The sequence below is a fragment of the Microbacterium sp. STRO-1N genome (assembly GCF_057748015.1).
Map to the genome: position 1 here is coordinate 671,977 of NZ_CM173234.1, position 26,111 is coordinate 698,087.

26 protein-coding genes and 1 tRNA gene are annotated in these 26,111 nt (G+C 69.0%); 22 read left to right on the forward strand and 5 right to left on the reverse strand.

The genetic code is table 11. The features are described from left to right. Positions 1-207: 207 nt before the first annotated feature. On the forward strand, positions 208-1,611 hold the full coding sequence (locus AC3ANJ_RS03210; RefSeq protein ID WP_488318197.1) for a M23 family metallopeptidase: 1,404 nt from the start codon (positions 208-210) through the stop codon (positions 1,609-1,611). A 64-nt stretch (positions 1,612-1,675) separates the two neighbouring features. Here the strand turns inward: AC3ANJ_RS03210 and AC3ANJ_RS03215 are convergent, their stop codons facing one another. Further along, positions 1,676-2,167, reverse strand: a complete 492-nt coding sequence (locus AC3ANJ_RS03215; protein WP_167945513.1) for an inorganic diphosphatase — start codon at positions 2,165-2,167, stop codon at positions 1,676-1,678. Between the two features lie 101 nt (positions 2,168-2,268). Here AC3ANJ_RS03215 and tilS point away from each other — a divergent pair, with 101 nt between their 5' ends. Further along, positions 2,269-3,261 (forward strand): tRNA lysidine(34) synthetase TilS, encoded by a 993-nt coding sequence (gene tilS, locus AC3ANJ_RS03220; protein WP_488318198.1) that lies wholly within the window; start codon positions 2,269-2,271, stop codon positions 3,259-3,261. A 9-nt stretch (positions 3,262-3,270) separates the two neighbouring features. On the opposite strand, the gene AC3ANJ_RS03225 is transcribed toward tilS, so the two are convergent. Further along, positions 3,271-3,867 (reverse strand): DUF937 domain-containing protein, encoded by a 597-nt coding sequence (locus tag AC3ANJ_RS03225; protein ID WP_488318199.1) that lies wholly within the window; start codon positions 3,865-3,867, stop codon positions 3,271-3,273. 85 nt (positions 3,868-3,952) lie between these two features. Here AC3ANJ_RS03225 and hpt point away from each other — a divergent pair, with 85 nt between their 5' ends. From hpt to AC3ANJ_RS03285, 12 genes are all read left to right on the forward strand, one after another. Beyond that, positions 3,953-4,504, forward strand: coding sequence for a hypoxanthine phosphoribosyltransferase (hpt, locus tag AC3ANJ_RS03230; protein ID WP_406246949.1), 552 nt, complete (start codon positions 3,953-3,955; stop codon positions 4,502-4,504). A gap of 116 nt (positions 4,505-4,620) precedes the next feature. Then, on the forward strand, positions 4,621-5,079 hold the full coding sequence (locus tag AC3ANJ_RS03235) for a carboxymuconolactone decarboxylase family protein (RefSeq protein WP_488318200.1): 459 nt from the start codon (positions 4,621-4,623) through the stop codon (positions 5,077-5,079). Between the two features lie 25 nt (positions 5,080-5,104). Beyond that, positions 5,105-5,992 carry a sigma-70 family RNA polymerase sigma factor gene (locus tag AC3ANJ_RS03240; RefSeq protein WP_488318201.1) on the forward strand — a complete coding sequence of 296 codons (888 nt, stop codon included), beginning with the start codon at positions 5,105-5,107 and terminating at the stop codon, positions 5,990-5,992. A 79-nt stretch (positions 5,993-6,071) separates the two neighbouring features. Then, complete coding sequence (ftsH, locus tag AC3ANJ_RS03245; RefSeq protein WP_406246947.1) at positions 6,072-8,087, forward strand: ATP-dependent zinc metalloprotease FtsH; 2,016 nt, start codon at positions 6,072-6,074, stop codon at positions 8,085-8,087. A 2-nt stretch (positions 8,088-8,089) separates the two neighbouring features. After that, entirely contained in the window at positions 8,090-8,698 is a 609-nt protein-coding gene (gene folE, locus AC3ANJ_RS03250) for a GTP cyclohydrolase I (protein WP_488318202.1), read from the forward strand. Beyond that, positions 8,695-9,498 (forward strand): dihydropteroate synthase, encoded by an 804-nt coding sequence (folP, locus tag AC3ANJ_RS03255; RefSeq protein WP_488318203.1) that lies wholly within the window; start codon positions 8,695-8,697, stop codon positions 9,496-9,498. Before folE ends, folP begins: the two co-directional genes overlap by 4 nt. Before the next feature lie 2 nt (positions 9,499-9,500). Beyond that, the gene (folB, locus tag AC3ANJ_RS03260; RefSeq protein ID WP_488318204.1) at positions 9,501-9,878 is read left to right on the forward strand and encodes a dihydroneopterin aldolase; all 378 of its coding nucleotides are present in this window, start codon (positions 9,501-9,503) and stop codon (positions 9,876-9,878) included. Then, positions 9,878-10,447, forward strand: a complete 570-nt coding sequence (folK, locus tag AC3ANJ_RS03265) for a 2-amino-4-hydroxy-6-hydroxymethyldihydropteridine diphosphokinase (protein ID WP_488318205.1) — start codon at positions 9,878-9,880, stop codon at positions 10,445-10,447. The genes folB and folK overlap by 1 nt, the downstream gene beginning before the upstream one ends. Next, entirely contained in the window at positions 10,444-10,932 is a 489-nt protein-coding gene (locus AC3ANJ_RS03270) for a DUF3180 family protein (RefSeq protein WP_488318206.1), read from the forward strand. Before folK ends, AC3ANJ_RS03270 begins: the two co-directional genes overlap by 4 nt. Continuing rightward, positions 10,883-11,479: a PH domain-containing protein gene (locus AC3ANJ_RS03275; protein ID WP_488318207.1), complete on the forward strand. Its 597-nt coding sequence runs from the start codon at positions 10,883-10,885 to the stop codon at positions 11,477-11,479. The genes AC3ANJ_RS03270 and AC3ANJ_RS03275 overlap by 50 nt, the downstream gene beginning before the upstream one ends. Then, positions 11,476-13,578 carry a PH domain-containing protein gene (locus AC3ANJ_RS03280; protein ID WP_488318208.1) on the forward strand — a complete coding sequence of 701 codons (2,103 nt, stop codon included), beginning with the start codon at positions 11,476-11,478 and terminating at the stop codon, positions 13,576-13,578. The genes AC3ANJ_RS03275 and AC3ANJ_RS03280 overlap by 4 nt, the downstream gene beginning before the upstream one ends. Continuing rightward, positions 13,568-14,257 carry a Rossmann-like and DUF2520 domain-containing protein gene (locus tag AC3ANJ_RS03285; RefSeq protein WP_488318209.1) on the forward strand — a complete coding sequence of 230 codons (690 nt, stop codon included), beginning with the start codon at positions 13,568-13,570 and terminating at the stop codon, positions 14,255-14,257. The genes AC3ANJ_RS03280 and AC3ANJ_RS03285 overlap by 11 nt, the downstream gene beginning before the upstream one ends. A gap of 3 nt (positions 14,258-14,260) precedes the next feature. On the opposite strand, the gene AC3ANJ_RS03290 is transcribed toward AC3ANJ_RS03285, so the two are convergent. Further along, positions 14,261-16,075 (reverse strand): DUF2207 domain-containing protein, encoded by a 1,815-nt coding sequence (locus AC3ANJ_RS03290; protein WP_488318210.1) that lies wholly within the window; start codon positions 16,073-16,075, stop codon positions 14,261-14,263. Positions 16,076-16,132: 57 nt separating this feature from the next. Here AC3ANJ_RS03290 and lysS point away from each other — a divergent pair, with 57 nt between their 5' ends. Then, positions 16,133-17,656 (forward strand): lysine--tRNA ligase, encoded by a 1,524-nt coding sequence (lysS, locus tag AC3ANJ_RS03295; protein ID WP_488318211.1) that lies wholly within the window; start codon positions 16,133-16,135, stop codon positions 17,654-17,656. Between the two features lie 12 nt (positions 17,657-17,668). On the opposite strand, the gene AC3ANJ_RS03300 is transcribed toward lysS, so the two are convergent. Continuing rightward, positions 17,669-18,793, reverse strand: coding sequence for a DUF4192 family protein (locus tag AC3ANJ_RS03300; protein WP_488318212.1), 1,125 nt, complete (start codon positions 18,791-18,793; stop codon positions 17,669-17,671). A 143-nt stretch (positions 18,794-18,936) separates the two neighbouring features. Between AC3ANJ_RS03300 and AC3ANJ_RS03305 the strand changes: the two genes are divergently transcribed. From AC3ANJ_RS03305 to AC3ANJ_RS03315, 3 genes are all read left to right on the forward strand, one after another. Next, positions 18,937-19,113 (forward strand): hypothetical protein, encoded by a 177-nt coding sequence (locus tag AC3ANJ_RS03305; protein WP_406246925.1) that lies wholly within the window; start codon positions 18,937-18,939, stop codon positions 19,111-19,113. Between the two features lie 77 nt (positions 19,114-19,190). Continuing rightward, entirely contained in the window at positions 19,191-20,651 is a 1,461-nt protein-coding gene (gene cls / locus AC3ANJ_RS03310; RefSeq protein WP_488318213.1) for a cardiolipin synthase, read from the forward strand. Between the two features lie 19 nt (positions 20,652-20,670). Next, positions 20,671-21,405, forward strand: a complete 735-nt coding sequence (locus AC3ANJ_RS03315; RefSeq protein WP_488318214.1) for a hypothetical protein — start codon at positions 20,671-20,673, stop codon at positions 21,403-21,405. Positions 21,406-21,411: 6 nt separating this feature from the next. Here AC3ANJ_RS03315 and AC3ANJ_RS03320 read toward each other — a convergent pair whose 3' ends face one another. Next, entirely contained in the window at positions 21,412-22,410 is a 999-nt protein-coding gene (locus AC3ANJ_RS03320) for a diacylglycerol/lipid kinase family protein (protein ID WP_488318215.1), read from the reverse strand. Between the two features lie 71 nt (positions 22,411-22,481). Here AC3ANJ_RS03320 and serS point away from each other — a divergent pair, with 71 nt between their 5' ends. The 4 genes from serS (at position 22,482) to AC3ANJ_RS03340 (ending at position 26,059) form a co-directional block, all read left to right on the forward strand. Further along, entirely contained in the window at positions 22,482-23,777 is a 1,296-nt protein-coding gene (gene serS, locus AC3ANJ_RS03325) for a serine--tRNA ligase (protein ID WP_488318216.1), read from the forward strand. After that, positions 23,774-24,613, forward strand: coding sequence for an HAD family hydrolase (locus tag AC3ANJ_RS03330; protein ID WP_488318217.1), 840 nt, complete (start codon positions 23,774-23,776; stop codon positions 24,611-24,613). Before serS ends, AC3ANJ_RS03330 begins: the two co-directional genes overlap by 4 nt. Before the next feature lie 76 nt (positions 24,614-24,689). Continuing rightward, positions 24,690-24,774, forward strand: a tRNA-Ser gene (locus AC3ANJ_RS03335). A 22-nt stretch (positions 24,775-24,796) separates the two neighbouring features. Continuing rightward, entirely contained in the window at positions 24,797-26,059 is a 1,263-nt protein-coding gene (locus tag AC3ANJ_RS03340) for an LCP family protein (RefSeq protein ID WP_488318218.1), read from the forward strand. Positions 26,060-26,111: the final 52 nt, after the last annotated feature.

Genomic DNA, 26,111 nt, shown 5'->3' on the forward strand with positions numbered 1-26,111 from the left:
CCGACGCTCAAGCATAAAGGATGCTTTGACGAAAACGCGAATCGAGGGCGAGTCCTCTATCCGATCGGGCGTGTCGGGAGGACGATGGATGCTGTGAGTCGCGTCGTTTCGGGCGAACCCGCGCCGTGGGCAAACATGCGCGACCACTGTTGCAGATGTGACACTTGTTGTTAGTGTGACATCTGTGAAACCGGCGGAAGGAGCCGTGTGAACGACAAGGTTGCGGATGACGCTGCCCGTGCGGCATCCGAAGACTGCGACTGCGCACCCAACGCAGCCGAACGAACTGCTCTCTGGCAGCGCGGCTCGATGACCCGCCGCGCGGCGATCGGTGTCGGCGCGCTCAGTGTCGTCGCCCTCAGCGCTTTCGGCATCACCAATGGAGTGAACGCCGCGCACGCCGCCGAGTACCCGAGTTGGGACGACGTCCAGCGAGCGATGCAGAGCGAGGCGGCCAAGGCTGCCGAGGTCAAGCGCATCGAAGGCCTCATCGCCGCCCTCACGCAGAAGGTCGCCGAGACCCAGGCCGCCGCCGAAGCGGCATCCAACGAGTTCTACGAGGCGCAGCAGGCGTTCTTCGACGCCGCGACCGAGGCGGACGAGCTCCAGGCGCAGGCCGATGAGCAGTCCGCTGCTGCCGACGCCGCCGCCACGAAGGCCGGGCAGGTCGCTGCACAGCTCTACCGCAACGGCGGCGACGACACCGCCCTCCAGCTCTTCTTCGCCGGCTCAGCAGCCGACGCCGACCAGCTGCTGTCCAAGCTCGGCACGATGGACAAGCTGCTCGAGTACAACCAGACCGTCTACGACGACGCCGTCGCCGCGCGCAACTCCGCGCAGCAGCTCAGTGACCAGGCCCTCGTGGCCCGCGAAGAGCGCGATCGTCTGCAGAAGATCGCCGAAGAGAAGATGGTCGCCGCGCAGAACGCCGCCGACGCGGCACAGGCCGCGCTCGACGAGCAGTCCGCGAACCTCGACACGCTCCAGACTCAGCTCCTCGCACTCAAGGAAGCCACCGCAGCGACGGTCGCCTCCTATCAGGAGGGTGTCGAGGTGCGCCGCAAGGCCGAGGAAGCGCGCAAGGCCGAGGAAGAGCGCAAGCGTCGCGAGGCCGAAGAAGCTGCCCGACGCGAAGCCGAAGCCGGTGGTGGCGGTGGCGGTGGCGGCGGCGGAGGTGGTGGCGGCGGCGGCGGGAGCGGCTGGGTCCGCCCGCACGGCGGTTACCGCTCGTCCGGATACGGCCGACGCCCCGTGAAGTGCTCGAACGGCAACTGCTCGTCGAGCTTCCACCGCGGCGTCGACCTCGCCAACGGCTGCGGCGCGCCGATCTACGCGGCGGCGTCCGGTGTCGTCGATGCAGCCTTCTACAACGGCGGTTACGGCAACTACATCCGCATCCAGCACGCCGGCGGCAGCGCCACCGGCTACGCGCACATCCGCTCCGGCGGCACAGTGGTGCGCAGCGGCCAGCACGTCTCGGCCGGACAGGTCATCGCCTACGCCGGCAACACCGGCAACTCGCTGGGTTGCCACCTGCACTTCGAGGTCTACATCGGCGGTGCGCCGATCAACCCGATCGGATTCATGGCGGATCGCGGCGTCGGCGTCTGACCCCACCGACGACAAACCCCCGGTTCGCGTCAGCGAACCGGGGGTTTCGTCTGTCGGGCGACGGTCAGTGACCCTGCTCGCCGAACCGGACGATCGCCTCGTCGAGGATGCGCTGCGCCTCCGCGGCATCCCCCCAGGCGTCGACCTTGACCCACTTGTTGGGCTCGAGGTCCTTGTAGTGCTCGAAGAAGTGCTCGATCTCCTTCTTCGTGTACTCGGCCAGGTCGCCGATGTCCTGGATGTGCGCCCAGCGAGGGTCCTTGCTCAGCACGGCGACGAGCTTGTCGTCGCCACCGGCCTCATCGCTCATCTTCAGTACGGCGACGGGGCGCACCTCGACGACGACGCCGGGGTAGATGGCGTGGTCGAGCAGGACCAGGACGTCCAGCGGGTCGCCGTCCTCTCCGAGCGTGTTGTCGAAGTAGCCGTAGTCGGCCGGGTAGCCGAACGTCGTGTACAGGACGCGGTCGAGGTGCACTCGTCCGGTCTCGTGGTCGACTTCGTACTTCACGCGGCTGCCGCGCGGGATCTCGATGACGGCGTCGTGTGCGCCCATGCGTGTGCTCCTCAGAAAAGACGGTTGGATGCCGCGGACAAGCCTACTTCGCTCGAACCGTCTCGCGTGAGAACGCTTGTGCGAGGGCTACCGTTGGAATCGTGCCCTCGCTGAACCCCGCCGTCGCAGAGATCCGTCTCGCCGTCCGCACCGCGCTCGCCGACCTGCCAGACGGCGCGACCGTCCTCGTGGCGCTGTCCGGTGGTGCCGACTCGCTCGCCCTCACGGCGGCGACCGTGTTCGAGGCGCGCGCTCGGGGCATGAAGGTCCTCAGCCTCACGGTCGATCACCAGTTGCAGGCGGGTTCCGATCGCGTCGCGGCGACCGCCGCCGCGACGGCGGAGCGCCTCGGCGTGGACGACGCACTGCAGATCGAGGTCGACGTGTCGGGCCGCGGCGAGGGCCTCGAGGCTGCTGCACGCGACGCCCGATACGCAGCCCTCCGTCGCGTCGCCGATGCCGAGCGCGCCGCCGCCGTCCTTCTCGGGCACACCCTCGACGACCAGGCCGAGACGGTGCTGCTGGGCCTCGCTCGCGGCTCCGGCGCCACGAGCCTGCAGGGAATGGCGCCGGTCCGCGAGGACGAGGACGGCCTCCGCTGGATCCGTCCCGTGCTGACGGTACGGCGCGAGACGACCAGGGCGTTCTGCGCGGCATCCGAACTGGAGGTGTGGGACGACCCGCACAACTCCGACGCGCGCTTCGCCAGGGTGCGGGTGCGCGAGAACGTGCTTCCGGTGCTGGAGGCCGAGCTCGGGCCCGGCATCGCGCAGGCGCTCGCCCGCACGGCCGAGCAGCTCCGAGAGGATGCCGAGGCCTTCGACGAGATGATCCACGAGACCATCGAGGACATCGTCGAGCACGCCGAGGCCGGCATCTCCGTCAGCGTCGCGGCCCTCGCCGCCAACCCGGCCGCTCTGCGCAACCGGATCATCCGTCTCGTCGTCGACAGCGAGTTCGGTGCGAGCCTGACCCGCACGCAGACTCTCGAGGTCGCGCGCCTCGCCACCGACTGGTCCGGTCAGGGACCGATCGACCTGCCGGGGTGCTCGGCCGCGCGCCGTGGGGGACGGATCGTCTTCACGGCGCGCTGACCGGTTCCGTTACTTCTTGCCGCCGAGCAGACCGCCGAGGATGCCGCCCAGGTCGATCCCGCCGCCCGTGCCGCCCTTCGATCCGCCGCCGAGAATGCCCCCGAGCAGATCGCCGATCCCCCCGCCGCCACCGGAGGAGGAGCCGCCGCCGCCCACGAGACCGCCGATGAGATCGCCGATGCCGCCGCCGGATTCCTCGCCAGCCGCGCTCTTGTCGGCCTTGCCCTTGCTGGCATTGGCGATCAGGTTCATCACGATCGGCGCCAGCATCGGCAGAAGCTTGCCGAAGTCGATGCCGGCGGTCTCCTTCGATTCGGTGAGCTTCGTCGTGACCTCGGCCTGCTTGTCGCCGAGAACGTGCTTGACGATCTTCTCGCCGTCGGCCTGATCGATGTCGTCGACCTTCGACGGCGTCGCGCCCTCGTGCTTCTGCAGCGCCTTCTGGATCGCCGCCGAGCCCTCGGAGCTCTCTGCGTTCTTCGCCAGGCCGGTCAGCAGCACCGCGCCGCCTTCCTCCACAGCCTTCTTCGCCTCTTCGGGGGACACCCCCAGCTTTGCGGCGATGTCGTCGATCGGAACCTGCTTGAGGATGTCATCGAGGGCCATGCGAAATCCTTCCGTCGGGGCGTTCGCCCTGGTCACGGCTCACATTAGTGCCGAAGCGCCCGCGTCCGTCACATAAAATCGATCCATGCGCGCCGCTGATATCCAGGACGACCTTGCACAGATCCTCGTCACAGAGGAGGAGATCCAGGCCAAGCTCGTCGAGCTGGCGGCCAGGGTCGCGGAGGATTACGCCGGCAAGGACCTGCTGCTCGTCGGCGTCCTCAAGGGTGCGGTGATGGTGATGGCCGACTTCGCACGGGCGCTGCCGTTCCACGCGCCGATGGACTGGATGGCCGTGTCGAGCTACGGCTCGAGCACGAAGTCCAGCGGTGTCGTCCAGATCCGCAAGGACCTCGACACCGACCTGCACGACAAGCACGTCCTGATCGTCGAGGACATCATCGACTCCGGCCTGACCCTCAGCTGGCTGCTGGAGAACTTCGCGTCCCGCGACCCCGCCTCCATCGAGGTGCTCGCGCTGCTGCGCAAGCCGGACGCGGCCAAGGTCGAGATCGACTGCAAGTACGTCGGCTTCGACATCCCCACCGACTTCGTGGTCGGATACGGCCTCGACTATGACGAGCGCTACCGCAACCTGCGCGACGTCGCCGTGCTCGCCCCGCACGTCTACTCCTAGACACGCGGTCCGGCCGGATGTCACACTTCGGCCGCGGCATCCGACTCCCTCTGTGAGGGCCGATGAGACGCCGACGAGATCCGTCGTCGTCCTCACGGCCTCCGGAAGGACGGACGATGACCAGGATCGACATGGGCCGCACGAACAAGCTCGGATACGCCGCCGTGCTGGGGCTCGAGGCGTATGCCCGCAAGAGCGTCGACGCGCGACTCTACGAACTGATCAAGCTGCGCGCATCCCTGCTGAACGGCTGCGGATACTGCGTCGACATGCACGCGACGGACGGCGCGAACCGCGGCATCCCGCAGCGCACCCTGCACGCCGTCGGCGCCTGGCAGCATGCGAAAGGGCTGTTCGAGGAACGGGAGCTCGCCGCGCTCGCGCTGACCGATGCGGTCACGAAACTGGGCCCTGACACGGTCACCGACGAGATCTGGGATGCCGCCGCCGCGCACTTCGACGAGGGAGAACTGGGCGCGATCCTCCTCGCGATCAGCACGATCAACGTGTGGAACCGCATCGCGATCGCCACCGAGATGAGTCCCCCGATCGACGACAAGCATCCGATCGTGTGACGTCGGCCGCCGCTAGCCTGGAGGCATGACGTCCGCCACACCGGCCACCACGGCATGGGCGGCCGAGCAGGGCCGGCTCATCGGCATCGCCTACCGGATGCTGGGAGACATGGGTCACGCCGAGGACGTCGTCTCCGAGGTCGCGATCGAAGCGCTGCGCGAGGAGCGCACCGGCGACGCCCGCGTGCACTCCTGGGCGGCGTGGCTGACGACCGTGTGCGTGCGGCGTGCGATCGATCGCGTCCGCGCACTGGCGGCTGTGCGCGAGGAGTACACCGGCCACTGGCTGCCGGAACCGGTCGCCACCGCGCGCCTCCCGGAGGATGCCGTGGCCGACCGTGAGCTGCTCTCGCTCGGGCTGCTCCACCTCGCCGAACAATTGGCGCCCGACGCGCGTGCGGCCGTCGTGCTGCATCGCGCATACGGGATGTCGGCGGTGGAGATCGGCGAGATCCTGCAGAAATCGCCCGCCGCAGTGCGGCAACTGATCTCCCGCGCCGAACGCCGGCTGCGGCTGTCCGCTCCCGATGCGCAGCCTCGCACGGTGGACCCCGAGGCCATGAACGCGCTCGTCGCCGCGCTGGAGGCGGGCGAGATCGACGTGCTGCTCGCGGTGCTCGCCGACGACGCGATCCTCTGGAGCGACGGTGGGGGCCGGGTCCGCGCCGCTCTGAACCCGATCTTCGGGGCGGATCGCGTGCACCGCTTCTTCGCGGGCGTGCGGGACAAGGCGGTCGCCGTCGACCCGGTGCACCCCTTCTCGATCGACCGGCTCGATGTCAACGGGGAGCCGGCGCTGGCCTTGAATCACTCCGGACGCACGGACCTCGTCGTCCTCGAGTTCGACGAGGACGGTCGCATCACCGGCATCCGTCAGGTGTCCAACCCCGACAAACTGCGCCGGGTCCTGTGATCCGCACCAGGCGAGAGCGTGTCCGCCGTGGGCGAATCACAGCGGCCGCCAAGCGGGCGGGCGGTACGCTGAACCCATCATGGATGTGAAGAAGATCACCCGGAATCCCCTGATCTACGTCGCGCTGGTCGGCGTGCTCCTGTTCAGCGGATTCCTGCTGATCTCGAACCTCGGAGCGCCGAAGCAGATCACCGTGCAGCAGGGTCTCGAGCTGCTCGCCGGAGACACGGTCACCGAGGTCACGAACACCGACGGCGATCAGCGCGTCGACATGACCCTCTCGAAGGAGTTCGAGGGCGCCAAGGACGTGCAGTTCTACTACGTGGACGCCCGAGGCGACCAGATCGTCGAGGCCATCGACGCGGCCGACCCGAAGGACGGCTTCACCGACGTCGTGCCCCGCGCCACCTGGTTCGACAGCTTCCTCTCGCTGCTCATCCCGCTCGTCCTGCTCGGCCTGCTGTTCTGGTGGCTGCTGAGCTCGATGCAGGGCGGCGGCGGCAAGGTCATGCAGTTCGGCAAGTCCAAGGCCAAGCTCGTCAACAAGGAGACCCCGACGGTCACCTTCGCAGACGTCGCCGGCGCCGACGAGGCCATCGAAGAGCTCCAGGAGATCAAGGAGTTCCTGCAGGACCCGGCGAAGTTCCAGGCCATCGGCGCCCGCATCCCGAAGGGCGTGCTGCTGTACGGCCCTCCTGGTACCGGCAAGACCCTGCTCGCCCGCGCCGTCGCCGGCGAGGCAGGCGCCCCGTTCTACTCGATCTCGGGATCCGACTTCGTCGAGATGTTCGTCGGCGTCGGCGCTTCGCGCGTGCGCGACCTGTTCAATCAGGCCAAGGAGAACGCTCCCGCGATCATCTTCATCGACGAGATCGATGCCGTCGGCCGTCACCGCGGCGCCGGCATGGGCGGCGGCAACGACGAGCGCGAGCAGACGCTGAACCAGATGCTCGTCGAGATGGACGGCTTCGACCCGAACGCCAACGTCATCGTGATCGCGGCCACCAACCGTCCGGACATCCTCGACCCCGCGCTGCTGCGCCCGGGTCGCTTCGATCGGCAGATCGGCGTCGACGCTCCCGACCTCAAGGGCCGTCTGCACATCCTCGAGGTGCACGCGAAGGGCAAGCCGCTGGCCAAGTCCGTCGACCTCGAGGTCGTCGCGCGCAAGACTCCGGGGTTCACGGGCGCCGACCTCGCGAACGTTCTCAACGAGGCGGCGCTGCTCACGGCTCGCTCCAACGCGCAGCTCGTCGACAACCGTGCGCTGGACGAGGCCATCGACCGTGTGATCGCCGGCCCGCAGCGTCGTACGCGCGTCATGAAGGACCGCGAGCGCCTGATCACCGCCTACCACGAGGGCGGTCACGCCCTGGCGGCTGCGGCGATGAACTACACGGATCCGGTCACCAAGATCACGATCCTCCCGCGCGGCAAGGCGCTGGGCTACACGATGGTGCTGCCGCTGGATGACAAGTATTCGGTCACGCGCAACGAACTGCAGGACCAGCTCACCTACGCGATGGGCGGACGCGTCGCGGAAGAGCTCGTCTTCCACGACCCGACCACCGGGGCGTCGAACGACATCGAGAAGGCGACCAGCATCGCCCGAAAGATGGTCATCGAGTACGGCATGACCACCGATCTCGGACCGGTCAAGCTCGGCTCCGAGGGCGGCGAGCCGTTCGCCGGACGCGACATGGGCCGCGGCCGCGAGTACTCCGAGACCGTCGCGCAACGCGTCGACGTCGAGGTGCGCGCGCTCATCGAACAGGCGCACAACGAGGCCTACCAGGTGATCAGCGACAACCGTGACGTCCTCGACCGCCTCGCGCTCGCCCTGCTCGAGGAGGAGACGCTCGATCACAACAGGATCGCCGAGCTCTTCCACGACGTGCGCAAGCTCCCCGAGCGCCCGCTGTGGCTGTCCAGCGAGGACCGCCCCGTGTCGACCAGGCCCCCGATCGAAGTGCCCAAGCGGCTCGTGCCCGCGGATGCTGCGGCATCCGAAGCGGCACCGGCGGATGCTGCGGCCGCCCGTGGCACCGCCGATTCCGCTCCTTCCCCCGGACACACGCGTCCGGCGACCGCCTGATCGTGACCGTCGACAGGGAGCGGGTCGCAGCTCTCACCCGCGAGCTGCTCGAGGCGATCGGCGAGGACCCGGAGCGCCCCGGGCTCAAGCAGACGCCGCAGCGCGTCGCCGACCTGTACGCCGAGTTCTTCTCCGGCGTCGGTGAGGATGCCGCGACGCCGCTCGCCCACACCATCAGCGTCTCGCGGGGCCCGGCTCCCGAGACGCTGCCCAGCGGCGCGGTCGTGCTGCGCGACATCCGCTTCCGCTCGGTGTGCGAGCACCACCTGCTGCCGTTCGCCGGACGGGCGCATCTCGCGTACCTCCCCGGCGAGCAGGTCGTCGGACTCGGCGCCCTCGTGAAGGTCGTCGAGATCCTCGCGACCCGGCCGCAGGTGCAGGAGCGCCTCGGCGAGCAGATCGCCGACACGATCGACGCGCACCTCGACACCCGTGGTGTGCTCGTCGTGCTGGATGCCGTGCATGGCTGCGTCACGATGCGCGGGGGACGCCAGCCCGAGGCATCCACCCTCACCATCGCCGCCCGCGGCGCGTACGCCGACCCCACGGCCCGTGCCGAGATCATCGCGCTGATCGCGGCATCCGCAGGCCTCGGAGTCGAACTGCCGTGACCGTCATCTGGGGCATCGTCAACGTCACGCCTGATTCCTTCAGCGACGGCGGGCGCTTCCTCGACTCCGCGCGCGCGATCGAGCAGGGTCTTCGCCTGTGGCGCGACGGCGCCGGCGTGCTGGACATCGGCGGAGAGTCGACCCGACCGGGTGCCGAACGCGTCGATCCGTCCGTCGAGCAGGAGCGCGTGCTGCCGGTCATCGCGGCGCTCGCCGCCGAAGGTGCCACGGTCAGCATCGACACCCTCAACGCCTCAACGGCGGTCGCGGCTGTCGAGGCGGGTGCACGGATCGTCAACGACGTCTCCGGCGGCCTGGCGGATGAGCGGATGCTCCCTGCCGTCGCCGGGACCGAAGTCGACTACGCGCTGGGTCACTGGCGCGGGCCGTCCGCCGACATGTACGCGAATGCGACCTATCTCCGAGCGGCGCGCGAGGTCGCCGGCGAGCTGCACGAAGGCGTCGGCCGTGCAGCGGCCGCCGGCATCGCCCCGTCGCGCCTCATCCTCGACCCCGGCATCGGGTTCGCGAAGGCGGGGGACACGAACTGGGACGTGCTGCGCGGGCTGGACGAGATCACGGCCCTCGGCCACCGCGTCCTGATCGGCACATCGCGCAAGAGGTTCCTGGCCGAGGTGCTTCAGGTCGCCGCCGACGACGAGATCTCGCTCGAGCGCCGCGATCTCGCGACCGCTGTCACGAGCGCTCTCGCGGCTCGTGCCGGTGCCTGGGCCGTGCGCGTCCACGACGTCGCCGCCACCCGCGACGCCCTCGCCGTCGCCCGCGCCTGGGAGGGCTGAGCATGCACCCCATCGATGAGATCTTCCTGGCCGGGCTCACGGCGTTCGGCCGACATGGCGTGTACGAGCACGAGCGAGAGAGCGGCCAGGAGTTCACGGTCGATCTGCGGCTGAGCCTCGACCTCGCGGATGCCGCCGCATCCGACGACGTCGCCGACACCGTGCACTACGGAGAGCTCGCCGACAAGGTCGTCGAGATCATCGAGGGGGAGCCGGTCAACCTCATCGAGACACTCGCCGAGCGGATCGCCGACGTCGCCCTCGCCGACGAGCGCGTGCTGTTCGCCATGGTCACGGTGCACAAGCCGCACGCCCCCATCGCGCATACGTTCTCGGATGTGTCCGTGACGGTCCGCCGCGGGCGTCAGGAGGCGCGCTGATGGTCCGGATGCCGCCCCTGCCGCCGCTCGACCCTCGGCCGGGCCGCGATGCGACGGTCGCCGTCGTCGCGCTCGGGGCGAATCTCGGCGATCGACGCGAGACCGTGGAGCACGCAGCCGCGCGCATCGCGCGACTGCCGCTGGTCGACGACGTGCGGCTGTCACCGCTGCACGAGACGGTCGCCGTCCGCCCCGAAGGGCCTGACCCCGATGCGCCGACCTACGTCAACGCCGTCGCGCTGGTGACGACGCGGCTGGCCCCGCAGGTTCTGCTCGGCATGCTGCACGCCATCGAGGAGGAGCACGGGCGCGAGCGCCGCAAGCGCTGGGGAGACCGGACGCTCGACCTGGATCTGATCACGTACGGCGACGTCACCTCCGACGAACAGCACCTGCTGCTGCCGCATCCGCGCGCCGCCGAGCGCCTCTTCGTGCTCGAACCCTGGCTCGATCTCGATCCGGAGGCCGTGATCCCCGGTCGCGGACGCGTGGCCGACCTGGTGGAGGCGCTGCGAGCGGATGCCGCGGGCGACCGCAACGGCGACGGCCACGGCGAGTCCACCCGATGAGGCGCACGTCCGCGTTCGTACTGATCGTGCTGGCGCTGCTGGGCGCGGCCGGAGGGTTCGGACTCGATCACCTGCTCACGGTCAGCGGGCGCGCGACGTTCACGCCGTCCTCCTGGCTGCCGGTGCTGCTGATCCTGCTCGCCGCCGCGTGCCTCGCACTGGCCTGGCCGGTGCGCCGCAGCGTCCGCGGACGCTCCGGCAAGCGCGTGGATCCGTTCCGCGCGCTGCGCGCGGCGACACTGGCGCGTGCCTCCAGTCTGCTCGGTGCCCTGCTCGGCGGCTTCGGCGCCGGCATCCTGCTGTTCCTGCTGTCCCGTCCGGTCGGGCCGCCGGTAGGGTCGATGGTGGCGATGGTCGCACTCATTGCGAGCTCCATCGTCCTCGTGGCGGCCGCGCTCGTCGCCGAACAGTTCTGCACCCTGCCGAAGGATCCTGATGACCGACAGCCAGACGAACCCTCCCCAGGAGCCGATGCCGGGCACTGACCGCGGCCCGGCGCAGAGCCCCGTGCTCGACGAAGGCACCTACACCGGCATCCGCGAGCCGCGCGGTGCAGGCCGCCTCGCCCTCGACGGGCACTGGCACCAGATCTCGCCGCGCTACGTCGTGTCGCAACTGGTGCAGAACCTCGTCTTCATCGCGGTCGTCGCCATCGCCGCCGGCGTGCTCAGCGCGATCATCGGCGAGATGTGGGTATGGATCCCCGCCGGCGTCGTGATCCTGATCACCCTCCTCACCCTCGCGATCCTGCCTCGTCAGGCGAAGGCGATCGGGTACATGCTGCGCGCAGACGACATCGTCTTCCGCAAGGGCATCCTGTGGCAGCGCATGATCGCGGTGCCGTACGGGCGCATGCAGCTCGTCGACATCACGCACGGTCCGCTCGACCGCGCGTTCGGCGTCTCGCAGCTGAAGATGGTGACGGCCGCCGCGACGACCGGCGTGCAGATCCCCGGTCTCAGTCAGGCAGCAGCCGAAGCGCTGCGCGACACCCTGATCGAGGTCGCCGAGACCCGCCGGACCGGCCTGTGAGCGTCCCGTCCTTCGGCCCCTCCGGGCTGCCCGAACCCACTCCTCCGGCGGCGCAGACGCTGGGCGATGAAACCCTCGCCGACGGTGAATGGCACCGACTGCACCCGCTGACGCCGCTGTTCAAGGGCGGCCTGGTGCTCATCGTGCTGGCCGGCATCATCATCAGCAACTTCCGCGACCGCTTCATCTACTGGATCGTCAACCTCTTCACCCCTGACGAGGTCCACGTCGACGAGTACAGCAGCGGAGACCCGATCGACTGGGTGCTGGCGAACAATCTCATCCTGGTCGTGCTGCTCGCGGCCCTCGGGGCCGTGCTCGTGCTGTGCGCGGCGTTCTGGCTGGTCTGGCGGTTCCAGGAGTTCCGCATCACCGACGATCACGTCGAGGTGCGCAAGGGGATCGTCTTCCGCTCCCATCGGCGGGCGCCGTTGGATCGCGTGCAGGGCGTCAACCTCACCCGTCCCTTCCCGGCCAGGCTCATCGGCATGGCGAAGCTCGAGGTGGTCGGCGCGGGCACCGACGCCAACGTGCCGCTGGAATACCTCTCGACCCCCAAGGCCGAGGCTGTGCGCGCCGACATCCTGCGCCTCGCCTCCGGCGCCAGGGCGGCGCGCGAGGCCGCCCGCGCCAGGCAGCAGGTGCCTGCTACGAGCAGGCGCCAACAGGTCGCGGGCACCGTCAGCCACGGCATCAACGGAATGATCGACGGCGTCGATCTCGCCGACGTCGCGCCGGAGAGCGTCGTGAAGATCCCGACCGGCCGGCTGGTCGGATCCCAGCTGCTCAGCGGTCTGCTGTGGTTCGTCTTCTTCGCCGCCATCTTCGTCATCGTGCTGGCGTTCACGATCCCGGCGATCCTCGCCGATGAGGGCGCCGGCGCCGGATTCGCCATCCTCGGCATCAGCCTCGGCATCGGCATCCCGATGGTGATCGCGGCCGTGGCGATCACCTGGGCGCAGATCTCCAAGTCGTTGCGCTATTCCATCGCGCCGACCCCGGACGGCGTGCGCATCACGTACGGACTGTTCACGACGGTCACCGAGACGATCCCACCCGGTCGCATCTTCGCCGTCGAGGTCACGCAGTCGCTGCTGTGGCGTCCGTTCGGCTGGTGGACGATCAAGATCAACCGCATGAGCGGCAAAAGCGCAGCCCAGCAGTCGTCGGGCAGCGCGCAGCAGTTCAACATCGTGCTCCCGGTGGGCAAGCGCGCCGACGTCGAGCGGGTGCTCGGGCTGATCCTGCCCGACCTGCCAGGCGACGATGTGCCGCTGGTCTGGGAGCACGGCATCCTGGGCCCTGCGCCGGAGGACCCGTACGTGCGGATGCAGCCGCGCGCGTGGTGGCGCCGTCCTGTCTCGTGGAAGCGGCACGGCTTCGCGCTCACCGACTTCGGACTGATCCTGCGGCGAGGTGTGCTGTGGCGCAAGCTCGCGGTCTTCCCGCTGGCGCGCATGCAGGGCGCATCGGTCTCGCAGGGACCGATCGACCGTGCGCAGCGTGTCGCCTGGATGAAGGCGCACAGCGTCACGGGTCCCATCCTCGGTGAGATCGTCGGCATCGACGGCGCGCAGCTCATGGCCGCGTTCGATGACATGTCCCGACGCACGTCGGCATCGGTCGAGCGGGATCGAGGGCACCGCTGGGCAGTGCAGTCGGATGCCGCGGTTCCGGATGCCCAGCCGCAGGCGTGGGCCGCGCCGACGTTCCCGCCGGCCGCGCCAGCCTTCATCGTGCCCGCTTTCGGGGCGCCACCCGTTTCGGGTGGACCGGTTCCACCGGTCGGACCGCCGGCGCCTCCGGCCGCCGTGCCGCCGCCCCCGCCTGCCGTTCCTGTGGTTCCGCCGCGGCCGGTGCTGCCTGTGGATCCGCCGCAGCCGGTGCATCCTGTGGTTCCGGCGCAGCCGGTGCCGCCCGCGGATCCGCCGCGGCCGGTGCCGCCTGTGGTTCCGGCGCCACCCGCGCCCGCGGCTCCGCCCGCAGCGCCTCCTGCGCCTCCGGCGGCACCGCCTGCACCTCCTGCGGCGCCTCCTGCACCGCCGGGGCCTCCCGCCGTGCCCACCGGCCAGCCGGAGGAGCCCCCGCGTGAATCGTGAGGGCCGCCTCGGCGTCGGCATCATCGGTGCGGGGCGTGTCGGTCCTGTGATCGGTGCGGCGCTCGCCGGTGCGGGACATGCGATCGTCGGCATCACGGCATCGTCCGACGACGAACGCGTGTCGGCCGTGCTGCCCGATGTCCCGGTGCTCGACGCCCCCGAGGTGCTGCGCCGCAGCGAGCTCGTCATTCTCGCGGTGCCGCACGACGACCTCCCGGACATCGTCGCCGGCCTCGCGCAACTCGGTGCGTGGCAGCCGGGGCAGCTCGTCCTGCACACGGACCCGGCGTACGGGATCGGCGTGCTCGAGCCGGCGCAGCGCGCAGGGGTCATCCCGCTGGCCGTGCATCCGGCGATCACGTTCACCGGCACCACGATCGATCTGCGTCAGCTGCAGGCGTCCTTCGCCGCCGTGACCGCGCCGGCGCCGGTGCTGCCGATCGCACAGGCGCTGGCGGTCGAACTCGGCTGCGAGCCGGTCGTCATCGCCGAGGAGGACCGGCCGGCGTACGCGGAGGCGATCGCCACGGCATCCGAATTCTCCCGGTCGATCATCTCCCAGGCGACGGGCCTGCTGCGGGGGATCGGCGTCGAGAACCCCGGCGGGTACCTGTCGGCGCTGGTGCAGTCGACGGTCGAGCGCGCTCTGCGTGACGCGTCGGATCCACTGCTGCCCTGAGGGTCAGCGTCCTCCCGAGAAGCCGCCTCCGCCTCCTCCGCCGGAGAAGCCGCCGCCTGTCGACCCTCCGAAACTCGATGAGCTCCCGCTGCTGGGCGAGGTGTACGTCGAAGAGCCGGCGGTCGCGGTCGAGAAGCCGGCGAGCCGGACCGAGAGTCCGACGGCCGCACCGTTGACCCACATCGGGGTCCGCTGGTCCTGCGCGTACGCGGTCTCGAGGACCTCTCCCCATTCGCGCTCCTGACCGAACAGGACGGCGTAGGGCAGCAGCAGTTCATACAGATGGATCACGTCGATCGTCCCGTCGGGGCGGCGCTCGGCCCCGGTGTAGGACTGCAGCATCTGCAGGCGGTCCGCCTCGGCCACCCTGATGAACTCGCGCACCCCCTCGAGATGCTCGAGTTCGAGAGCGCCCTGCGGGGTCGGCACCGTCCGCGGAGACAGAGCTGCGATGAGGGAGACCACCACGCCGGCTCCCAGGAACGCCGACAGCAGGATGCCGGCGACCGCGCTCTCGCGGCCCAGCACGGCGCCCCAGATGCCGAGACCGAGCCCGACCGCTGCCACGCCGAGCGCGATCCAGCACAGTACCGCGGCGGTGCGGCTGCGGACCTTCGTGGTGAGTCCGCGTGCCCTGGCCTCCTTCTGTCCGGCCTTGATCAGACCCTGCATGCGCTTCGCGAACGCGGAGCTCTCCTTCGGGATCGTCATGACGACGTCCGGCTCATCGTTGTTGAACACCGCCTTCAGGGTGCGGTGATCGAGCGGATCGGGGATCGGAGCGCTGAGCCGGCGGAGCCTGGGACGGGTCTGATCCTTCTTGTCCTCCGGCAGTTCTTCGAGGCGGATGAGTCCCCGCACGGCGAGGTGGATGATCTGCGCGGTGATCGGGTTGCGCGCACGGGGCACGATCGCGTTCGCGAGGAGCGGCGGCATCGAGGTGGACACCTCGTACTGGGCGACGATGACACCCGTCGCGCGGCGGCGCGAGCGGATCATCGCCGACGTCGCGATCCATCCGCCCGCGGCCAGTGCCGCTGCGCCCCCACTGGTCACGAGCGGGACGACGTCGGTGACAGGGTTCGGCTGCCGCGTGTCGGGCTGGACGACGGTTCCCGGTTCGAGGCCGATCGCGACGGAAACGCCCTCGCCCGCGGCGAGGCTGTTCTCCGCAACAGTGGCCGTGTCGCCGTCGACGGCGATACCGCAGCGGTCCTGCGATCCCTGCTCGCCGATGTAGCAGGCGGAGTCGCCGGTCAGCTGCGCGCTCAGCTCCGGAGCGAACACGATGTCGGCGGTGAATTCGTCGATCGGCTGCGTGCTGTCCAGTGGCAGCAGATCCCAGTAGAACTCGTCGAAGCCGTTGCGGGCGGCCAGGATGACATCGCGCATCTCATAGGTGATGACGTAGGTCGTCGGTCCGTGCACGAACTCGTCTGTTCCGGTGAGGATGTACAGGACGTCGTCGTCCTCTTCGGTCTCGTAGGGAACGGGTGCTCCGTCGGCATCCTCGACGGAGATCACGCGGGGCTCGGTCGATGCGCCCTCGTAGCCCATCGGGAGCCCCCGCACGATGCCGCGATTCTGGTCGATCTCGGGGAAATCGGCGGTCAGGGTCTCGGTGACCAGCATGGTGGCACGGCCCTCGTCATCGGTGCCGACCTGGTACTGCGCATCCCAGGACGCGTAGGAGAAATCGTTCACATCGCCGGAGACGGATGCCGGCACGGATGCCGCGGCGGCCGTGGCAGGCAGAGCCGATGCCGCGGCGGCGAAGGCGAGTGCGGCGAGCAGGCGGAGTCCTCGACGAGCGCTCATGGCTTCCACGCTACCCGCCCGCGATAAACTGACCGCTGACCTTGCAAGGAGCCCCGCATGACGAACGCGCCTGACGCGCCCGCCCCCGTCCCCAACGACGACGAGGACACTCACGAGCAGAAGGCCGTTCGTCTCGCCAAGCGCGAGCGTCTGATCGCGAAGCGTGCGGACGCCTCCGGCGGGGCGTTCCCCGTCGGCGTGCCGGTGACGCACACGATCCCGGCGCTGCGAGCCGACTACGGCGACCTCGAGGCCGGTGCCGAGACCGGCGTCGTCGTCGGCGTCGCAGGACGCGTCGTGTTCAGCCGCAACACCGGCAAGCTCTGCTTCGCGACCCTGCAGGCCGGCGACGGTTCGCGCATCCAGGCCATGATCTCCCTCGCGAACGTCGGCGACGAGTCGCTGGCGGACTGGAAAGAGTACGTCGACCTCGGCGACCACGTCTTCGTGCACGGCGAGGTGATCTCCAGCCGCCGCGGCGAGCTGTCGATCATGGCGGATGACTGGAAGATCGCGTCCAAGGCGATCCTTCCGCTGCCGAACGCCTACTCCGAGCTCAGCGAAGAGGGTCGCGTGCGCAGCCGCTACCTCGACCTGATCGTCCGGGAGCAGGCGCGCACCACGGTCCGCGCCCGCGCCGCCGTGAATGCCAGCCTTCGCGCGACGTTCGCGAACCACGATTATCTCGAGGTCGAGACGCCCATGCTGCAGGTGCAGCACGGCGGTGCGTCGGCGCGGCCCTTCGTCACGCATTCGAACGCGTTCGACACCGAGCTGTACCTGCGCATCGCGCCGGAACTGTATCTGAAGCGCGCCGTCGTCGGCGGCATCGAGCGGGTGTTCGAGATCAACAGGAACTTCCGCAACGAGGGCGCCGACTCGACGCACAGCCCGGAGTTCGCGATGCTCGAGGCCTATCAGGCCTACGGCGACTACGACCAGATGGCCCAGCTCACCCAGGAACTGGTTCAGCAGGCCGCAATCGCGGTCACCGGCTCGACCACCGTGACGTGGGCGGACGGCACCGAGTACGACCTGGGCGGCGAGTGGGACCGCATCTCGATGTACGAGTCGCTGTCCGCCGCATCCGGACGATCCGTGACCCCGGACGATTCCGTCGAGGACCTGATCGCGTTCGCCGAGCAGAGCGGCGTCGACGTCCCGCCGCAGGCGACGCACGGCAAGCTCGTCGAAGAGCTCTGGGAGCACTTCGTGAAGGGCGACCTCGTGCGCCCGACGTTCGTGATGGACTTCCCGCTCGACACCTCGCCGCTCGTGCGCGAGCACCGCTCGATCGAGGGCGTCGTGGAGAAGTGGGACCTGTACATCCGCGGCTTCGAACTGGCCACCGGGTACTCCGAGCTGGTGGACCCGGTCATCCAGCGCGAGCGCTTCATCGAGCAGGCAAAGCTCGCTGCGCGCGGCGATGTCGAGGCGATGCGCGTCGACGAGGAGTTCCTCCGCGCGCTCGAGCACGGCATGCCGCCGTCCGGGGGCATGGGCATGGGGATCGACCGTCTGCTGATGGCCATCACCGGCCTCGGCATCCGCGAGACCATCCTCTTCCCGCTCGTGAAGTGACTCGGCGCGGCGTCATGCCGCGTCGTCCCTGCGTCGATCGAACGCCCACTCCGGCAACGGACGGGTCCTGATGAGCTCTCTCAGAAGGATCCCGAAGCTGTAGTCGGGGTTGATCGCGTGCACCTGCTCGAGGTACTTCTCGGAGTGCGATGGGCGCCCGAGCGCCCAGGACAGCCACGCGGCGAGAGCGAGCGGACCGACCCGCCGCTGCCGTGGTGCGAGAGCAGCCAACGAGCGCGCTGCGCGAAGCGCGGCGTGCAGCCGGGAGATGTCGGGACGCGGACCCGAGCCGACCATCACGCCCCAGCTCTGCGCAGAGGGCAGCGTGCCGGAGCGGCTGTGCGTCAGTTGGGACGTCAGCGCCGCGTGCCCCTCACGCAGATCACCGGCCCACTGCATGAGGGCGACGTCACGGTAGATCGGCCGCTCCAGCAGCCAGATCAACGCCGCGCACGCGTAGGGTGGTGGATCATCCGTGAGGTTCACGGCGGACTCGAACAACGCAGGGACGTCCTCGATGAGCATCGCGGCCGCGAACGCCTCCGGATGCTCTCGCTCGGCTTCGTCCTCGCGGCCCATGCGGGCACGGCAGATCACCTCCTCCAGCGCGATCAGCGCCCGCCCGACCTTCTCCGTCGTCATCAGGCCGTAGTCCGGCAGTTCCGTACCCGCCGACTGATCGCCCTCGATGTCGGACGCCTCTGGCGGGCACTCGGCGGGGTGGATGGTGTCGAGCGGATGCAGCGCCGGTTCTTCATCGAGATAGCGCGCCCAGCCCTCTGGTGTCACGCAGAGCGCGTCGACGATGCCGAGCCGCCGCTCCTCTGCGGCGGCGAGCACGGCGTCGACGACGACGCTGTGCGGGAGGACGATGCCATCCCTCGTGGGCTGGGCGATCTCATCGCAGTACACGACGAGGGCGATGGAATCCGTGCGCTCGACGCGACCGACCAGGGCGACGGCACGTTCGGCGAAAGCATCAGGGTCGTCGTCGGGCAGGTCGATGCGCAGCGCGCCGTACGTGCGCTTGCCCTCGAAAGGGGTCAGGACGATGCTCTGCGTCGGCGTGAAGCCGGCGAGGGCGGGGACCAGGCCCAGGAATTGCGCGGAACTGTTGGCTTTCATCACGAGTGTCATCACGCGAGTGTGGCAACGCGGGCACGGGCTACAGGAGCGGAATCGGGGATTGTGGATGGATTCCGGCATATAGGGATCTGTGCAGGGCGAGTGGGCCGACGACGGCGCGGCGCGACCACAGGCGAGCGGCGTACGATGGAGGCATGGAGAGCATCTGGACCGCGGTCGCCTGGTCGATCCTGCCGACCCTCGCGGTCTGCGTGGTGTTCTTCTTCGTGCTCCGCGGCATCCTGCGCTTCGATCGCACCGAGCGCAAGGTCCACGCGCAGATCGAGGCCGAGGAGCGCGCGGCGCGCGGTCTGCCGCCGAAGGCGTCCTGACCGGGGAGCGTCCGACCCACCCACTACGCTGAGTCCAGGACCGGCGTGAGGCGGACGGTCCGGACTGCACGGGGGTGATGCGCGTGGATGCCTGGCCCTGGTGGGTGCTCGCGGGTCTCGCTGTCATCGACATCGCCATCCGCATCACGGCGATCATCGTCGTGCCGCGCAACCGCAGGCCGACGGCGGCGATGGCCTGGCTGCTGGCCATCTTCTTCATCCCCTTCTTCGGGGTGTTCCTGTTCCTGCTGATCGGAAACCCTCGGCTGCCGCGCGCCCGCCGCCGCAAGCAGCAGCAGATCAACGACTACATCTCCGAGACCAGCGAGCATCTGCACTTCGGCACGCTGCGCCCCGACGCCCCGGACTGGTTCGGCCCGCTCGTGCGCATGAACCAGCAGATGGGGGCGATGCCGCTCTCGGGCGACAACGGCGCCCACCTGATCTCCGACTACCAGGAATCGCTCGACGCGATGGCGGATGCCGTGCGCACCGCGACGAACTACGTGCACGTCGAGTTCTACATCCTGCAGTCGGATGCCGCGACCGACAACTTCTTCCGTGCGCTCGAAGAGACGGCGCGCCGGGGCGTCTCCGTCCGGGTGCTGCTGGACCACTGGGCCAATCGATACAAGCCGCGGTATCGCCAGACCGTCGACCGGCTGAACCGTATGGGCGCCGACTGGCATGTCATGCTGCCGGTGCAGCCGCTCAAGGGGCACATGCAGCGCCCCGACCTGCGCAATCACCGAAAGCTGCTCGTCGTGGACGGTCGCGTCGCGTTCATGGGATCGCAGAACGTCACCGATTCCACCTACAACCTTCCCAAGAACATCAAGCGCGGGCTGCACTGGGTCGACCTCATGGTCCGACTCGACGGCCCCATCGTGGCCAGCGTCAACGCCATCTTCCTGAGCGACTGGTACAGCGAGACAGACCAGGTGCTCTCGGACATCGACATCGCCCACGCGACCCAGGGCACCGGCGACCTCGACTGTCAGGTCGTCCCCTCCGGACCTGGATTCGAGGTCGAGAACAACCTGCGGCTGTTCCTGAGTCTGCTGTACTCGGCCAAGCGCAAGATCATGATCGTGAGTCCGTACTTCGTTCCCGACGAGGCGCTGCTGCTCGCCGTCACCGCGGCATCCGACCGCGGCGTCGAGATCGAGCTCTTTGTATCCGAAGAGGGAGACCAGGCGATGGTCTACCACGCGCAGCGCAGCTACTACGAGGCACTGTTGCGCGGCGGCGTGCGGATCTGGATGTACCGCAAGCCGTACATCCTGCACACCAAGAGCCTCACGATCGACGACGAGGTCGCCGTGATCGGCTCCAGCAACATGGACATGCGCTCGTTCGGTCTCAACCTCGAGATCTCGCTGCTCGTCCGCGGCGAGGAGTTCGTCAGGGAGATGCGCGACGTCGAAGACGAGTACCGTCGACTCAGCCGCGAACTGACGCTGGACGAGTGGATGCAGCAGCCGCTGCGTTCGACCGTGCTCGACAACCTGGCGAGGCTGACCTCCGCCCTGCAGTGATCACGGCTACTCTGAGGCCATGACCAGCATCTCCCGCGTCGCCGCGCTGCTCGCAGGCCTCGCCGCCGTCGTCGTGATCTCCGCCGGATGCGCCGGAACGCCCGCAGACACGACCCCGACCAGTTCGGGTGAGCCGCAGCAGAGCTCCGCCCCTGCTCCGCAGACGGACGACGACTTCGACGCCGCCTGGCTCGACGACGGCCGCATGTTCGCCGTGGTCACGATGGGATCCTCGACGTGCATCCCGCAGGTCGACGACGTCACGGCGTCGGGGCAGCAGGTCACGGTCTCGCTCGTGGACATCGATGCAGATGCCGTGTGCACCGCGGACCTCGCGCCGCGTGCCAGCGTCGGCGCCTTCCCCGAGGGGATCGATCCCACCAAGGACGTCGAACTGGTCGTGACCTACGACGGCGTCACCGACGACGCTGATCTGGACGGAGATCCTGAGCTCACCGGCATCCCCGGCACCTCGACCGAGTACATGCCCAGCGCCGGATGGTTCGACGACGAGAGCCTCGTGCTGCTGTCGTGGGGGTCGTCCTCGTGCCCGCCGATCGTGGAGTCCGTCGAGGGCAGCGGTGCGACGGGCACGGTCACCTTCGCCGCCGACGAAGAGGGTACGCAGTGCACCATGGACATGGCGCCGCGCGCCACGATCGTCGCCTTCCCGGATGACGCGGTCGAGGACGACGGCTTCCAGCTCACGCTGGTCGGCGCGAACCTCGACACCACGATCCCCGTCCGCGGATAAGGACCGTCAGAGCGATTCGGTCGACACCGAATCGGGGATCGCCAGCGTCAGCGCGCCTGGATCGGCGCGGCAGTGCAGACGGATGGCCGTTCCGAACTCGTCGCCGTCCAACTCGATCGGCGTCGCGTGCGTGCCGGCGGCCTCGGCGGACACACCACGGAGGTAGCGCACCGAGGCGTCGCGCCCACGGCGCTCCAGCACGAGCCGCCCGGCGCGGAAGCGCCGCAGCACCGAGTTGTCCCACCAGATCTTTCGCCACACGCCCAGCCAGCCGAACGGGCCTGACGGCTGGATGATGGCGACGTCGAGCGTGCCGTCCGTGATCGAGGCGCTGGGAATCAGCGAGATCCCCGCCGGGAGCATGCCGCAGTTCGCGAACAGCACGCTGTAGACCTTGGTCGAGTGCAGGCGCGACTCGTCCATCTGATAGACGATGCGGAACGGCTTCGCCGCAGCCAGCGATCGCGCGGCGCCATCCACGTACGCCACCCATCCGACGGACTTCTTCAGATCGGGACGCGTGTTCGCGATCATGTCGGCATCCAGTCCCATCCCGGCCAGCACCACGAACGCGTGCGTCTCGGACGTCCCGTCCTCACGTGTCAGCGTCGCCCAGCCGAGATCGACCGGCACGGTGCGGCCGGCGAGCGCGGCGCGGACGATGGACGCCGGATCGGTCAGGGGCAGTCCGAGGTTGCGGGCGAACAGGTTGCCGGTGCCGCTGGGCAGGATTCCGAGCGTCACGCCGCTGTCGGCGATGGCCTCCGCGACCGCGCGGACGGTGCCGTCGCCTCCGGCGACCAGCACCGCGGAGACCCCTGCATCCAGGGCCTGACGGGTCAGGCCCTGCCCGGCATCCTCGACGGTGGTCGGAAGGAACAGCGGAGGAGACCAGCCGGCCTCCTCGGCGATCGAGGCCACCAGGGTCTTCAACTGGGTCTCGTTCACCTTGATCGGGTTGTACACGAGGGCGACCCGGTGCATGGCAGCCGCGGTCGTCATCATGGCCATACTCTAAGGCCTCCCGCCACCGGGGCCCTCGCAGCGGCATCCGCCTCACGCCATAGACTTGACGAATGATCGACCTCGCTCTTCTTCGCGACAACCCCGACGTCGTCCGCCGCTCGCAGATCGCGCGCGGACACGATGCGTCCACCGTCGACGCGGCGATCGAGGCCGACCGATCGCGCCGGGCCGCGCTGACCTCCTTCGAAGAGCTGCGCGCCGAGCAGAACGCGTTCGGCAAGCAGGTCGCGAAGGCGCCCAAGGAGGAGAAGGGCGCGCTCGTCGCGCAGGCCAAGGAGCTCGCCGAGCGGGTCAAGCAGGCGCAGCACGCTGCTGGCGAAGCAGCTGATGCCGCGGCATCCGCCCTGGCGCGCATCGAGAACGTCGTGATCGACGGCGTCCCGGCGGGAGGCGAGCAGGACTTCGTCGAACTCCGTCGCGTCGGCGAGGTGCCGACCTTCGATGCGGCCGAGTACCCGAACGGACCGCGCGACCACCTCGAGATCGGCGAGATCCTCGGTGCGATCGACATGGAACGCGGCGTGAAGGTGTCCGGATCGCGGTTCTACTTCCTGCGCGGCGTGGGGGCACGACTCGAGATCGCGCTGATGAACCTGGCGCTCGACAAGGCGCTCCAGCACGGCTTCGTGCCGCTGATCACGCCGACGCTCGTGCGTCCCGAGATCATGCAGGGCACCGGCTTCCTCGGCGAGCACGCCGACGAGGTCTACCACCTCGACAAGGACGACGACCTGTACCTGGTCGGCACCAGCGAGGTCGCACTCGCCGGGTACCACAAGGACGAGATCGTCGACCTGTCCAAGGGGGCTCTGCGCTACGCCGGCTGGTCGACCTGCTATCGCCGCGAAGCCGGCTCATACGGCAAGGACACCCGGGGCATCATCCGCGTGCACCAGTTCAACAAGCTCGAGATGTTCGTCTACACGACCCCGGAGGATGCCGAGGCGGAGCACCTGCGCCTCGTCGCGCTGCAGGAGGAGATGCTGACCTCCCTCGGACTGTCGTACCGTGTGATCGACGTGGCCGCGGGGGACCTCGGTTCCAGCGCCGCGCGCAAGTACGACATCGAAGCGTGGGTGCCCACGCAGGATGCGTTCCGCGAGCTCACATCGACCTCGAACTGCACGAGCTTCCAGGCGCGTCGGCTCGACGTCCGGTACCGTCCGGAAGCGGAAGAGGGCCAGGCGAAGACCCAGCACGTCGCGACGCTGAACGGCACGCTCGCGACCACGCGCTGGATCGTCGCGATCCTCGAGACGCACCAGCAGCCGGACGGCTCGGTGATCGTCCCCGAGGTGCTGCGGCCCTACCTGGGCGGACTGACCGTGCTGGAGCCGGAGGCGTGACCGTCGCCGCGACGGACCAGCGCTGGCTCGTCGCCCTCGACGTCGACGGCACGATCCTGCTGCAGGACGAGTCGATGAGCCCAGGCGTACCGGAGGCGGTCGCGCGGGTGCGGGACGCCGGCCACGTCGTGACGATCGCGACCGGACGCAGCTGGATGGCGACCCACCGCTATCTCGACGCGCTCGAGATCGCCCCGGAGTTCGTGGTGTGCTCGAACGGCGCGGTCACCATGCGCCGGCTGGATGGCGAATGGACGCGCTGGCACGTCGAGACCTTCGACCCGCGAACCGTCCTCAACCTTCTCGGCGACCGTCTCCCCGAAGCGCGCTACATGGTCGAGCTCGCCTCCGGTCAGCGGTTGTACACCGCCCAGCTGGACGACTGGACGCTCGACGGCGGACGGCAGGTCTCGTTCGAGGAACTGGGGGAGCACCCGGTCTCGCGCGTCGTGGTGGTCTCGCCTGGGCACGACGAGGAGGACTTCCACCGGCTCGTCACGGAGGCCGGGCTCAACGAGGTCTCGTACGCGATCGGGTGGACCGCGTGGCTCGACATCGCGCCGCAGGGCGTCGACAAGGGCACGGCACTCGCCCGGGTTCATGCCGAACTCGGCATGAACGCCGACCAGGTGTTCGTCGCCGGCGACGGGCGCAACGACATCGGAATGTTCGGGTGGGCGCTGCGCGTCGGGGGGCGTGCGGTCGCGATGGGGCAGGCTCCGGACGAGGTCAAGGATGCTGCAGGCGAAGTCACCGAGGGCGTCGCGGACGGCGGTCTGGCGCTCGCGCTGGACACCCTCCGTACAGGGTCTCCCCAGGTCATCGCGGGAGAATGAACCTCGGCGTGGCCGGCTTTCGCCCCGAACTCGGCTAGACTCGACGCCTGTTCGGGCAGGTGCATTTCCTGCTCGAGGAGGGTTGTCCGAGCGGCCGATGGAGCTGGTCTTGAAAACCAGTGGGCAGAGATGTCTCGTGGGTTCGAATCCCACACCCTCCGCAGTATTCCCGAAAGGCCCCGAGTGAGCGATAAGACCCCCCGTCGTCGCACTGTCGCCCGTCACGGTCAGTTGCGCAGCCCCAGTGCGGTGTCTCAGGTGATGAAGATCATCGGCATCGCGATGGCTGTCGTGCTCGTCAGCGGGCTGGGAGTCGCGGCATACGTGGGGACGACGCTGTTCTCGAACTTCTCCGCGAACGCCGTGGAACTGCAGGGCCAGGAGTCGGTCCCGCCGGACATCGCGGAGTACAAGGGCGGGTTCAACCTGCTGCTCACCGGCGTCGACACCTGCGAGCCCGAGTACGCGCACTTCTTCGGCGAACGCTGCGAGGGCGATGATGCCAACGGCACGCTCAACGATGTCAACCTGCTGCTGCACGTGTCTGACGAGCCGCGCCGCATCACCGCGGTGAGCTTCCCGCGCGACACCATGCTGCCGATCCCGGCGTGCACGGATGAGAACGGCAACGAGACCTCCTCGATGAGCAAGCAGCAGCTCAACACGGCCTTCTCGTATGGCGGTCTGAACTGCGTCGCCCAGACGATCACCGAGCTCACCGGCCAGGAGATCCAGTTCGCGGCATCCGTGACCTTCGGCGGCGTGATCGAGATCACGAACGCCATCGGCGGTGTCGACGTGTGTCTGGCGACCGGCATCAAGGACCGCTACACCGGCCTCGACCTGCCGGCCGGAACGCACACGGTCGAGGGGCTGCAGGCGCTGCAGTTCCTGCGCACCCGCCACGGCGTCGGCGACGGCAGCGATCTGGGCCGCATCGGCAACCAGCAGCAGTACATGTCTTCGCTGGCGCGCAAGCTCATCAGCTCCGAGGTCCTCGGTGATGTGCCCACGATGCTGAAGCTCGCCGACACTGCGCTGAGCAACATCACCCCGAGCACGTCGCTGCAGAATCCGATGATGCTCGCCCAGATCGCGCTCGCCGTGAAGGACGTGCCCTTCGAGGACATCGTGTTCCTGCAGTATCCGACTCTCGAGGACCCGTATGACGCGAACAGGGTCATCCCCGACCGTGATTCGGCGCAGCTCATGTGGGACGCCATCAACGCGAACCAGCAGCTGCAGGTGACCCACCAGAACACCGAGAACGACGGGGTCATCGTCGAGACACCAGTTCCGACCGAGCCGACGACTCCGACCGAGCCGACGGATCCGGCGACGACGGAGACCCCCGCGCCTTCCGAGACGGTGGCCGCCCTGCCCGATACGATCAGGGGAAACTCCGCCGCTCAGGCGACCTGCTCGAACGGCAACGTCCGGGAGTAGCCGGGCACGGAGTCGTCGAGGGGCCTGGCCCTGATCGGATCCGAAGGACTCT

Excerpts from the sequence above, each read along its gene's own strand:
- AC3ANJ_RS03300 (WP_488318212.1), bottom strand. The coding sequence starts at position 18,793 with ATGACACTCGTGATGAAAGCCAACAGTTCCGCGCAATTCCTGGGCCTG.
- ftsH (WP_406246947.1), top strand. The coding sequence starts at position 6,072 with ATGGATGTGAAGAAGATCACCCGGAATCCCCTGATCTACGTCGCGCTG.
- AC3ANJ_RS03290 (WP_488318210.1), bottom strand. The coding sequence starts at position 16,075 with ATGAGCGCTCGTCGAGGACTCCGCCTGCTCGCCGCACTCGCCTTCGCC.
- AC3ANJ_RS03240 (WP_488318201.1), top strand. The coding sequence starts at position 5,105 with ATGACGTCCGCCACACCGGCCACCACGGCATGGGCGGCCGAGCAGGGC.
- hpt (WP_406246949.1), top strand. The coding sequence starts at position 3,953 with ATGCGCGCCGCTGATATCCAGGACGACCTTGCACAGATCCTCGTCACA.
- AC3ANJ_RS03275 (WP_488318207.1), top strand. The coding sequence starts at position 10,883 with ATGACCGACAGCCAGACGAACCCTCCCCAGGAGCCGATGCCGGGCACT.
- AC3ANJ_RS03235 (WP_488318200.1), top strand. The coding sequence starts at position 4,621 with ATGACCAGGATCGACATGGGCCGCACGAACAAGCTCGGATACGCCGCC.
- AC3ANJ_RS03320 (WP_488318215.1), bottom strand. The coding sequence starts at position 22,410 with ATGATGACGACCGCGGCTGCCATGCACCGGGTCGCCCTCGTGTACAAC.
- folB (WP_488318204.1), top strand. The coding sequence starts at position 9,501 with ATGCACCCCATCGATGAGATCTTCCTGGCCGGGCTCACGGCGTTCGGC.
- AC3ANJ_RS03270 (WP_488318206.1), top strand. The coding sequence starts at position 10,444 with ATGAGGCGCACGTCCGCGTTCGTACTGATCGTGCTGGCGCTGCTGGGC.
- lysS (WP_488318211.1), top strand. The coding sequence starts at position 16,133 with ATGACGAACGCGCCTGACGCGCCCGCCCCCGTCCCCAACGACGACGAG.
- AC3ANJ_RS03305 (WP_406246925.1), top strand. The coding sequence starts at position 18,937 with ATGGAGAGCATCTGGACCGCGGTCGCCTGGTCGATCCTGCCGACCCTC.
- folK (WP_488318205.1), top strand. The coding sequence starts at position 9,878 with ATGGTCCGGATGCCGCCCCTGCCGCCGCTCGACCCTCGGCCGGGCCGC.
- serS (WP_488318216.1), top strand. The coding sequence starts at position 22,482 with ATGATCGACCTCGCTCTTCTTCGCGACAACCCCGACGTCGTCCGCCGC.
- cls (WP_488318213.1), top strand. The coding sequence starts at position 19,191 with ATGCGCGTGGATGCCTGGCCCTGGTGGGTGCTCGCGGGTCTCGCTGTC.
- AC3ANJ_RS03225 (WP_488318199.1), bottom strand. The coding sequence starts at position 3,867 with ATGGCCCTCGATGACATCCTCAAGCAGGTTCCGATCGACGACATCGCC.
- AC3ANJ_RS03315 (WP_488318214.1), top strand. The coding sequence starts at position 20,671 with ATGACCAGCATCTCCCGCGTCGCCGCGCTGCTCGCAGGCCTCGCCGCC.
- AC3ANJ_RS03215 (WP_167945513.1), bottom strand. The coding sequence starts at position 2,167 with ATGGGCGCACACGACGCCGTCATCGAGATCCCGCGCGGCAGCCGCGTG.